Source organism: Alkaliphilus transvaalensis ATCC 700919 (genome assembly GCF_000621485.1).
Taxonomy (GTDB): domain Bacteria; phylum Bacillota; class Clostridia; order Peptostreptococcales; family Natronincolaceae; genus Alkaliphilus; species Alkaliphilus transvaalensis.
Genome location: NZ_JHYF01000027.1, coordinates 1 through 11173 on the forward strand (window position 1 = coordinate 1; position 11173 = coordinate 11173).

Below are 11173 nucleotides of genomic sequence, written 5' to 3' on the forward strand. Positions count from 1 at the left end.
TGCAGCTGACCTTGTAAGGGGTAATGTAAAAGAAGTTGCAAAAAGAGAGTTTGCAGCAGCGAAAAAAGCTAAGCTTGATGACATATTAAAATCCCTTACAAAGGATAACAAAAAAGCCGCTGCCGCTGATGAAGAAGAAGTAACAGCACCTTCAGCGGAGGTAGTAACAGGCTCTATTGCTGGAATAGACATTATGGACTTAGAAGATGCTGTTAAGGCCCTTTGGAAGAAAGGCGTCTATGCAGAAAGTGGAATGGGTTGTACAGGACCTATTGTAATGGTTAACGAAGCTAAAATGGCTGAAGCAATTAATATCCTAGCAGAAGCAGGGTTTGTTGCAAAAGAAAGTGCTTGTTAGGTACATTAAGAATATAAAAGCTAAACCCCCTGATGATCTTTTATCAAGGGGTTTTTTTATGTTTTTTCATTTAATTAAAATGGACTAACAAATGATTTAGTAGTCATACTAATCTTAATCAATCATGAGAAAATGCTATGAGGGTCTATTTAAAGTGCTATCAATACAATAAACCATTAGAGTACGTTTAATATACTTAAGGGTTTTTTCCATGGCGACTTCTGTTGAGTAATCGATTTCTAAGTTAAAGAGTCTAATAAACATGCCTTGGTAGATTAATAATGTCATTTCATTAATTTCTTCTAGGTCAGCTTTGTCAAGAATACCTTCATGAACAAGAGATTGCAAGGCTGTAATATTTCTTTCATAAATATTACGTTTTAAAAACATTGGAAGGATATCGTGGGTCTGATCACCTAATTCTTCAGGAAAAATTTCATAATATTCTTGTAAAGCATCACTTAAGGATTCAGTATGTTTATTAAAGAAAATGGTGTAGTAAATCCGAGGATTACTAAAGGAATGGAAGCAAAAACACTTCCAAATTCCTAAATACTTTTCAAGAGCCGATGGCGCAGACTTAATAAAATTAGGGACATCTAACACATAATCTTTTAAATATTTTATCGATGCATAGAAGGTTAGATGCTCTAAATCAGTAAAATAATTATATAATGTAGCGCTGTTATAACCTGCTATATCTGCAACCTTTCTAACAGTTACAGCTTCAAGGCCTTCCTCTTCTATAATCTTATTTGTGGCTTCTATAAAATAACTCATCATTCGTCGTTTTTGCAATTCTTTTTTATCCATTTAATCATCACCTATATTTATTTAGTTAAATTAGCACTCTAATTATATCATGAATAGAAATAATTAGCAAAACCAAGTCAAAATAGACTTTTATAATCATCTTAATAATGTCAAAGTTTTTCTACGCTTCACTAAACTCAACAAACAATATTGAAAGAAGAAGTAGAAGAATAAAAATAGAAAGAAAAATAACTGGAGATATATAGAATATAATCATGTTTAAAAAATAAACTAATTTACTTTTCGAAATTTTTTTATTATAATAAATATGTAATACTGTTGTGATAAATATAACGATATTTAAAATACTTATTTTATAGAAGGGAGTGTATATATGAAGTTAGAATTTGGTAATTTTTATGTAAAGGATGTTCAGTTTGGTTCAGAAACAAAATATGAAAATGGGACCCTAACCATCAACAAAGAGGAAGCATTAGCAGTAGTAAGAGAAGACGAGCATATTACAAAAGCAGATCTTGTAATTGCAAAGCCAGGGGACAATACAAGAATTGTACCTGTTAAGGAGGCTATTGAGCCAAGGCACAGAGTAGGTGGAGGAACAATCTTCCCAGGGGTAACAGAAGAATTAATGCAGGCAGGAAATGGGACAACCCATTGTTTAAAGGGTTGTAGTGTATTAGTAGTAGGACAACATTGGGGTGGATTCCAGGATGGATTAATTGACATGAGTGGAGAAGGAGCAAAATATACCTACTTCTCACAATTACAAAACATCTGTCTAGTAGCAGACACCGATGAAGAATTTGAAAAAAGAGAGCAGCAAAAGAAAAACCATGCCTTAAGATGGGCAGGTATGAGACTTGCAGAGTACTTAGGTAAAGCAGTAGCAGACTTACAACCAGAAGAAGTAGAAAGATTTGAGTTAGACCCAGTAACAAAGCGTGCCCCAGAAGTACAGGCACTACCAAGTGTTGTATACGTAATGCAATTACAATCCCAAATGGAAGAGTCAGGATATAATGACTTAGTATATGGCTGGGATACAAACCACATGGTACCAACCTTTATGCACCCCAATGAACTAATGGATGGAGCGATTATTTCTGGAAGCTTTATGCCGTGTTCATCAAAATGGTCAACCTATGATATGCAAAATAACCCAACAATGAAGCGATTATACCAAGAGCATGGTAAAACCATCAACTTCTTAGGGGTAATCCTATCAAACTTAAACGTAGCGCTAGAGCAGAAACAACGTTCAGCGATGTTTGTAGCCCAAATTGCAAAAAGCTTAGGAGCAGACGGAGCAATTGTAGCAGAGGAAGGTTACGGAAACCCAGATGCAGACTTTATTGCTTGTATCGTGGAGTTAGAAAAAGCAGGGGTTAAAACAGTAGGACTCACAAACGAGTGTACAGGAAGAGACGGAGGTTCTCAACCATTAGTAGCATTAGACGAACTGGCAAATGCAATTGTATCTTGTGGAAACGTATCAGAATTAATTGAACTGCCACCCATGGAAACAGTAATCGGAGAATTACAAGCATTAGCAAGAGATGGGTTATCTGGAGGATGGGATAACGATCCAATACTAGGACCATCAGTAAGAGAAGACGGATCAATTATTATGGAAAACAACGCAATGTTCTGTGGAGACCGAGTATTAGGATGGTCTACTAAGACAATGGTGGAATACTAAGGAGGTGTAGAAGATGAAAAAAGCAATATTATACTTAAATCAATTCTTTGGCCAAGTTGGAGGAGAAGATATAGCAGACTATGCTCCTGAAATAAGAGAAGGTCTAGTAGGACCAGCCCTAGAGTTAAACAAGCAATTGGCAGGAGAGGCAGAAGTAACCCACACAATTATTTGTGGAGATAACTTCATGGGATCAAACCAAGAAGAAGCCATCAATACAATATTAGGATTCTTAGAAGGAAAAGAATTTGACATATTCTTTGCAGGGCCAGCCTTTAGAGCAGGAAGATATGGAAGTGCCTGCGGAAACATCTGTAAAGCAGTAAAGGAAAAGTTTAATGTACCAGTAATTACATCCATGAACGATGAAAACCCTGGAGTAGAGATGTTCAAGAAGGAAATGTACATCTTTGAAGGAGGAGCCAGTGCAGCAGCCATGAGAAAAGATGTAAAGGCGATGGCATACTTCGGAAAGAAAATATTATTAGGAGAAGAGTTATTATCTGCAAAAGAAGAAGGTTACTACCCAAGGGGAGAGAGACATCAAATCTGGCTAAACCCACCAGTAGCAGCTTCCGATAGAGCGGTAGATATGTTAATTAATAAATTAACAGGCAAAAACTATATAACAGAGCTTCCAATACCAAAATCAGACCTAGTACCAATTGCACCAGCAATAAAAGACTTAAGGAAAGCAACCATTGCCTTTGCCACAACTGGAGGAATCGTACCAGTAGGAAACCCTGACAGAATTCAATCGGCATCAGCAACAAAGTGGGGTAAATACGACATATCAGAAACAAGTGACTTAGTGCAGGGAGAGTACATGACAATCCATGCAGGATTCGACCCAGCAGCAGCCAACGCAGATTCAGATGTAATTGTACCACTAGATGCCCTAAGGGCCTATGAGAAGGAAGGGAAAATTGGAAAGATCCATCAATACTTCTACTCAACAGTAGGAACAGGAACAACCCAAGGTGAAGCAGCGAGAATGGGGAAAGAAATTGCAGCTGAGTTATTGTCAGCTGGAGTAGATGCAGTAATCATGACCTCCACCTGAGGTACTTGTACACGTTGCGGTGCAACGATGACGAAAGAAATTGAAAAAGCAGGGATTACAATAGTACAAATGGCAAACTTAATCCCAATAGCAAAAACAGTAGGAGCAAACAGAATGGTTCCAACAATCTCAATTCCATATCCTCTAGGGGACCCAAACACACCAAAAGAGCAACAATGGAAATTAAGATACCACAGAGTAGGAATAGCTCTAGAAGCTCTTACTACAGAAATTCAAGAGCAAACGGTGTTTAAGGTAAAGGTTTAAGGGCTTAAAAAGTCTTGATATTATTTAACTAAAACGATTATAAGGGAGTGTAAATATAGCTTCATAGGCATGACAAAAATTAAATATTGAAACTGCTGAGTAATACGTGTGCAACGAGGATATAGGGTGGACACCATCCATTTCTTAAATACAGATTGAGGGGGATTTAGTCAATGAAGGTTAAGCAAAATAATAGTGTATTTTTAATTTCATTGATCGTTGTATTTGCCATCGTTATATGGGGATTATTTCTTCCAGCAAACTTTGAGCAAACTGCTAACGACCTATTTAATTTCCTTGTGGGTAATTTTGGCTGGTTCTATTTAATTTCAATGTTTTCATTTGTAGCTTTTGCAGTATGGATTGCCCTCAGCAAGTATGGTAAAATTAAGCTGGGTGAAGATGATTCCAAACCAGAATATAGCTATATATCATGGTTTGCCATGCTATTTAGTGCCGGTATGGGAATCGGACTTGTGTTTTGGGGAATAGCAGAGCCGTTAAATCACTTTGTTGCACCTTTAGGAATGGAAGGTGGTACAGCAGAAGCTGCAAGCTTTGCAATGAAAAAATCCTTCTTCCACTGGGGACTACACCCTTGGGCAAACTACAGTGTGTTGGCGTTAGCCCTAGCATATATGCAGTTTAGAAAAGGTAAACCAGGGTTAATTAGTAGTGTGTTTATTCCTTTACTAGGTGAAGAGCGGGTTCAAGGAACAATAGGTAAGGCCATAGATATTTTAGCAATATTTGCTACTGTAGCAGGAGTTGCCACATCATTAGGTTTAGGAACGCTACAAATTAACAGTGGTCTTAACTATATGTTTGGTATTCCTGAAAGTGGCTTAGTTCAAATTATAATAGTTGCAATAGTAACTGTATTATTTATGATTTCCGCAATATCGGGACTAGATAAAGGCATTAAACTTCTTTCTAACGTCAATGTCACACTGGCTTCTATCTTAGTTCTTCTTACTCTAATTGTTGGACCAACACTATTAATTATTAATTCTTTAACTGAAGGTATTGGAATGTATCTAGGTGAATTCATCAGAGATAGTTTCCATATAGAAGCCTTTGGTAATGGGGAATGGTTTGGTGGGTGGACAATTTTCTACTGGGCATGGTGGATTGCTTGGGCACCATTTGTAGGAACCTTTATTGCACGAATTTCTAAAGGAAGAACAATAAAAGAGTTCGTTGGTGGAGTATTATTAGCACCGACACTAGCTTCTTTCATTTGGTTTGCCGTATTCGGTTCTTCAGCAATTAATTTGGGTACAGAAATTGCCAATGAAGCCATTCAATCAACACCAACTGCCTTCTTCGTAATTATGAATAATTATCCATTGGGTGGATTCATCTCAATTGTTGCAGTTACATTACTTTGCACATTCTTTGTTACTTCAGCAGATTCAGCAACATTCGTATTAGGAATGATGTCTTCAAATGGAAACTTAAATCCTACAAATCAGAAAAAATTGATTTGGGGCGCAGTTCAATCGGCACTAGCATTGGCTTTAATGTTAGCTGGGGGGCTAGGTATGCTTCAAACAGCATCAATCGCAGCAGCTTTCCCATTTGCTTTTGTAATGATTTTTGCTATGGTATCTCTTGTGATTGCCCTTAGAGCCGATTACAAGAATACATTAGAAGAAAAAACAAGATAAAGGTTTATCCATTGAAAAATCTCCACTCCTGAGACGAGTGGAGATTTTTCTTTGTTAAATATAAGAACTTGATAGAGGATGGAGGGATTCAAAGAAGTATAACAATAAAAACTCTAGGAGGAAATAAAATGAATAATAAACAAAATAATGCAGTATTCTATGTATCTCTAATATTTGTATTTGCAATTGTAATATGGGGGATTATTGCCCCAAACAATTTTGGAACGGCATCTAATGGATTATATGAATATTTAGTAGATCACTTTGGATGGTTTTATCTATTATCAATGTTTGCTTTAGTAGTATTCTCAATTGTATTAGCCTTTAGTAAATATGGTAGCATTAAGTTAGGGAAAGATGACAGCACCCCTGATTATTCCTATATTTCATGGTTTGCAATGTTATTTAGTGCTGGTATGGGTATTGGATTGGTTTTTTGGGGAGTTGCGGAACCTTTAAATCACTTTGTAGTACCATTGGGAGCTGACCCAGGAACAGCAGCAGCGGCGGACTTTGCCATAAAAAAATCATTTTTCCACTGGGGGTTACACCCTTGGGCAAATTATAGTGTTTTAGCTTTGGCTTTAGCATATTTCCAATTTAGAAAAAACAAGCCAGGTTTAATAAGTAGTATTTTTATCCCATTGCTAGGTGAGGATAGAGTACAGGGACCAATTGGGCATGTAATAGATATACTAGCAATATTTGCTACAGTGGCGGGGGTTGCAACATCCTTAGGACTAGGAACCCTTCAGATTAATAGTGGATTAAACCATATGTTTAATGTTCCTATTAACAATCATACTCAAATTATTATTATTGCAACTGTAACAGTATTATTTATGCTGTCGGCAGTAACAGGGCTTGATAAAGGCATTAAAATACTTTCTAATACAAACCTCTCATTGGCAGCACTGTTAATGATTACTGCCTTGATACTAGGGCCTACGGTAATGATTATAAATAGTTTTACAAACGGTATTGGGCTATATCTTGGTAACTTAATAAGAGATAGCTTTCACGTTGAAGCTTTTGGAGATAATAGCTGGTTTGGAGGTTGGACAATTTTCTACTGGGCATGGTGGATTGCATGGGCACCATTCGTAGGAACTTTTATTGCTAGAATCTCTAAAGGTAGAACAATAAGGGAATTTATTATTGGTGTACTTTTAGTTCCCGCCTTAGGATCTTTCCTATGGTTTGCAACCTTTGGAACAATGGGTATGAATCTTGGTTTAGAAAGTGCTACGGAAGCAGTTGCCACTACAGAAACAGCCTTTTTTGTTGTAATGAGCAACTACCCATTAGGAGGAATCATTTCCTTTATTGCAGTAGTGCTATTATGTACCTTTTTTGTAACATCGGCCGATTCAGCTACTTTTGTTTTAGGAATGATGTCTTCAAATGGAGATCTAAATCCATCAAATAAAAGAAAAATAACATGGGGGATCATTCAATCTTTACTAGCTCTAGCCCTTATGCTAGGTGGCGGATTGGGAACACTACAAACCGCATCAATAGCGGCCGCCTTCCCCTTTGCTATCATTATGATTTTCGTTATGGTATCCCTAGTTAAGGCATTAAAAGAGGATAGCAACGAGAAAGCCGTTAAAATAGAAAAAGGACGAAGTAGCTTAAATAGAAAATTACAAATTAAAACCTCTATTCATCGGGAATAGGAGTTTTTAGACAACCCTAAAAAATAGGAGAATACTCCAGTTTTAGGGTTATGTCGAATGATGGGTATAAATATATTATTTTGCAAAAAACAAACATGATTATTTAATAAACGCATTTACAAATATAATGAATAGTGATAAAATAATAGTGTAGAGTAGACAGATATATATGTATGTAAAGCATTTTATTAGTCTACTCTTTATTTGAATATGTTTGTCTAAAAATTAACAAATAATCAGTAGTACTTAATTTATAATTAAAAGGAGGTGAGCTTGGTGATTGCGTTAGATAAGGATACTTTTCAAAATGAGGTATTAGAAGGAGAAGGATATGTATTGGTGGACTTCTGGAGCGAAAGCTGTGAACCCTGTAAAGCCTTTATGCCTTCTATGATAGAATTGGCAGATCAATATGAAGCAAACATGAAATTTTGTAAGCTAGATACGACTAAAGCTAGAAGACTAGCAATTTCTCAAAAAATTCTTGGACTTCCAACAGTGGCACTATACAAGGATGGACAGAAGATTGAGGAAAGAACTAAAGATGAAGTAACTAAAGAAAATATAGAAGAAATGATTAAAAAATACTTATAAAAAACACTTATAATAGAACATAAAATACTAGAGAGATAAAATAAAGTCTTATAAATTCCGACAAATTAGGCAAAACAACTAGTAATATACTATTTTACTTGGGGGAGTGAGTAGTTTGGAAAAAATTTATGACGTAATCATTATAGGTGGAGGACCAGCTGGACTATCGGCTGGACTTTATGCAGCTAGAGCTAAGATGGAAGCTCTAATCATTGAGAAGGGAAAAACTGGCGGACAAATTATTACCACTAATGAAGTAGTGAATGTTCCCTGTTCAGTAAGAGAAACTACTGGCCCAGCTATTATTGAAAGATTAGTTGAGCAGGTAGAAACTTTTGGAACAACAATTGTCAAAGACAATGTTAAGGAAGTTGAACTAGAAGGAAATATTAAAGTAGTATATGGTATGAATGAAGTGTATAAAGCAAAAACAATTATATTAGCCAATGGAGCTAAACCAAGACTGTTAGGTGTACCAGGAGAAGGAAAACTTACAGGGAAAGGTGTATCCTATTGTGCTACATGTGATGGTGACTTCTTTACAGACTTAGAAATTTATGTTGTAGGTGGAGGAGATTCTGCTGTTGAAGAAGCAATGTTCTTAACTAAGTTTGCCAAAAAAGTAACTATTCTTTGTAGAGAATCTGCTTTAACTTGTGCAAAATCTATTGCTGATAAGGTTTTCAACCATAAAGGTGTGGAAATTATCTTTAATACAGAAATTAGAGAGATTTTAGGTAATGGTATTGTAGAATCAATGATCATTAAAAACAACCAAACTGGTGAAGAAACGGTAATCAATGCTGATGAAGAAGACGGTACCTTTGGGATTTTCGTTTTCATCGGATTTATACCACAAACTGAACTAATAAAAGATAAAGTAGAATTACAATATGGCTATATCGTTACTGATGTTGATATGCGCACGAATGTAGCAGGGGTATTTGCAGCAGGGGACGTAAGAGTGAAATCTCTACGACAAGTTGTTACTGCGATTTCTGATGGAGCAATAGCAGCAGTACAAGCAGAAAAGTACATTGAGAGTTTAGAAGATAGTGAAGAGGTAATTCAAGCTGTATAGAAGTACAAATTATCAATAATGGTAGAATAGCATTCTATTATTATATAGGTAAAATTAATGAAATTATATTCATTTAAACAAAAGAAAGGATGATCAATATGGGTATGTATGATGGTAAAAAAATCATCATCATCGGTGACAGAGACGGGATCCCTGGTCCTGCCATCGAAGAGTGTCTTAAAGGCACAGGTGCAGAAGTAGTTTTCTCAGCTACTGAATGTTTTGTCTGAACCGCTGCTGGTGCTATGGACTTAGAAAATCAAAGAAGAGTTAAGGATTTCGCTGAGAAGTTTGGTGCAGAAAATGTAATCGTACTTCTTGGTGCAGCTGAAGCTGAATCTGCTGGATTAGCAGCAGAAACTGTAACAGCAGGAGATCCTACCTTCGCAGGTCCTTTAGCAGGAGTCCAGTTAGGACTTAGAGTATTCCATGCAGTAGAGCCAGAATTTAAAAATGAAGTTGATGCAGGTGTTTATGACGATCAAATTGGTATGATGGAAATGGTATTAAATGTAGATGAAATTGTTGAGGAAATGACCAACATCAGAAATGAATTCTGCAAGTTTTAAGACTATACTCTATAGAGGTAGTTAAGAGATATGAGTTGTTAATCAAATTTATCAAGAGGGTGATGGGATTTTCTAATCACCCTCTTGATTAGATTATACAACTTGGTAATACACATAACTTTCTATAATTTACGGAGGTGAATCTTATGGCATATTCAGTAGTAAAGGGTGGAGGATACGTTTTAATCCATACACCAGATATGATTACCCATAACGGAACAACACAGACAACCGAAAGATTAGTTAATCCAGATTCAGAATATCTTAAAAAGTTACCTAATTACTATCGTTCATTTGAAGAAGTAATTAGCTATCCGCCAAACCAAGCGTATATTGGAACTATAAAGCCTGAAGATTTAAGAAACTATGAAATGCCTTGGTATAAGCAAAAGGTAGAAGGGGCAACTAGAACTGGTAAGCATGGTGAAATTATGCCACAGGATGAATTTATTGCCCTAATTAAAATGGTGGATGTTTTTGACTTAGTTAAACTAGATAAAGAATTTACTGGGATGGTTAAGCCTAAAATGGAAGCCCATCCATTAATGACTGCAGAATTAGTGGCTAAGTTAAAAGATGGAGATGATTTAGCAGATATCGAAAAATTTATTAATGAAGAACATGCAGAGGCCCTATACCACAATGATAAAATAGTTGGTTGTGTGAAGAGAGCCCATGATATAGATCCAAACTTAAATGCCCATGTTATTTTTGAGAACTTAGTGGTTAAGGCATCAGGAGTCCTTGCCTTCCAACATTTATTAGATAAAAACAACGTTGATGTTACAACAATTGATTATGTTATAGAGTGTTCAGAAGAAGCCTGCGGAGATATGAACCAAAGAGGTGGTGGAAACTTCGCAAAGGCAATTGCAGAAACAGTAGGTGCTGTTAATGCAACAGGTTCTGATACAAGAGGTTTCTGTGCAGCACCAACCCACGCTTTAATTGAAGCAGCAGCATTAGTACAATCGGGCGTATTTGAAAATGTAGTAATCGTAGCCGGTGGAGCGACAGCAAAACTTGGTATGAATGGAAAAGATCATATTAAGAAAGAGATACCAGTACTAGAAGATGTACTAGGTGGATTTGCTGTACTAATTAGTAAAAATGATGGCGTACACCCAGTTTTAAGAACAGATCTGGTAGGAAGACATAAGGTTGGAACAGGATCAGCACCACAAAACGTAATTACAGCATTAATTACAGAGCCACTAGATAAAGGTGGTTTAAAGATTACTGATGTAGATAAGTACTCAGTAGAAATGCAAAACCCAGACATCACTAAGCCAGCAGGAGCAGGAGATGTACCAGAGGCTAACTATAAAATGATTGCAGCCCTAGGGGTTAAGAGGGGTGAATTAGAAAGAACAGCAGTAAATTCTTTCGTTGAAAAGCATGGTATGCCAGGTTGGGCAC

Annotated in this window: 9 protein-coding genes and 1 pseudogene; 9 read left to right on the plus strand and 1 reads right to left on the minus strand. The window is 36.4% G+C overall.

The features are described 5' to 3' along the window. Positions 1 to 358 (plus strand): annotated as a pseudogene (locus tag T335_RS20940) (glycine/sarcosine/betaine reductase complex component C subunit alpha); the annotation flags it as partial. Between the two features lie 135 nt (positions 359 to 493). Here T335_RS20940 and T335_RS0115035 read toward each other — a convergent pair. After that, on the minus strand, positions 494 to 1171 hold the full coding sequence (locus T335_RS0115035) for a TetR/AcrR family transcriptional regulator (RefSeq protein WP_026478275.1): 678 nt from the start codon (positions 1169 to 1171) through the stop codon (positions 494 to 496). A 334-nt stretch (positions 1172 to 1505) separates the two neighbouring features. Between T335_RS0115035 and T335_RS0115040 the strand changes: the two genes are divergently transcribed. The 8 genes from T335_RS0115040 to grdC all read left to right on the plus strand — a co-directional run. Then, positions 1506 to 2831, plus strand: a complete 1326-nt coding sequence (locus tag T335_RS0115040; RefSeq protein WP_026478276.1) for a glycine/sarcosine/betaine reductase component B subunit — start codon at positions 1506 to 1508, stop codon at positions 2829 to 2831. A 13-nt stretch (positions 2832 to 2844) separates the two neighbouring features. After that, entirely contained in the window at positions 2845 to 4161 is a 1317-nt protein-coding gene (gene grdH, locus T335_RS0115045) for a betaine reductase selenoprotein B (RefSeq protein WP_084281399.1), read from the plus strand. 173 nt (positions 4162 to 4334) lie between these two features. After that, on the plus strand, positions 4335 to 5831 hold the full coding sequence (locus T335_RS0115055; RefSeq protein WP_026478279.1) for a glycine betaine uptake BCCT transporter: 1497 nt from the start codon (positions 4335 to 4337) through the stop codon (positions 5829 to 5831). A gap of 128 nt (positions 5832 to 5959) precedes the next feature. Continuing rightward, positions 5960 to 7510, plus strand: coding sequence for a glycine betaine uptake BCCT transporter (locus T335_RS20945; RefSeq protein WP_034328694.1), 1551 nt, complete (start codon positions 5960 to 5962; stop codon positions 7508 to 7510). A 276-nt stretch (positions 7511 to 7786) separates the two neighbouring features. Further along, positions 7787 to 8104, plus strand: a complete 318-nt coding sequence (gene trxA, locus T335_RS0115065) for a thioredoxin TrxA (protein ID WP_026478280.1) — start codon at positions 7787 to 7789, stop codon at positions 8102 to 8104. A gap of 115 nt (positions 8105 to 8219) precedes the next feature. Further along, complete coding sequence (locus T335_RS0115070) at positions 8220 to 9185, plus strand: NAD(P)/FAD-dependent oxidoreductase (RefSeq protein WP_026478281.1); 966 nt, start codon at positions 8220 to 8222, stop codon at positions 9183 to 9185. Between the two features lie 98 nt (positions 9186 to 9283). Next, on the plus strand, positions 9284 to 9754 hold the full coding sequence (gene grdA / locus T335_RS0115080; RefSeq protein WP_084281401.1) for a glycine/sarcosine/betaine reductase complex selenoprotein A: 471 nt from the start codon (positions 9284 to 9286) through the stop codon (positions 9752 to 9754). 146 nt (positions 9755 to 9900) lie between these two features. Next, on the plus strand, positions 9901 to 11173 hold a 1273-nt coding region (grdC, locus tag T335_RS0115085; protein WP_026477799.1), incomplete at its 3' end, for a glycine/sarcosine/betaine reductase complex component C subunit beta.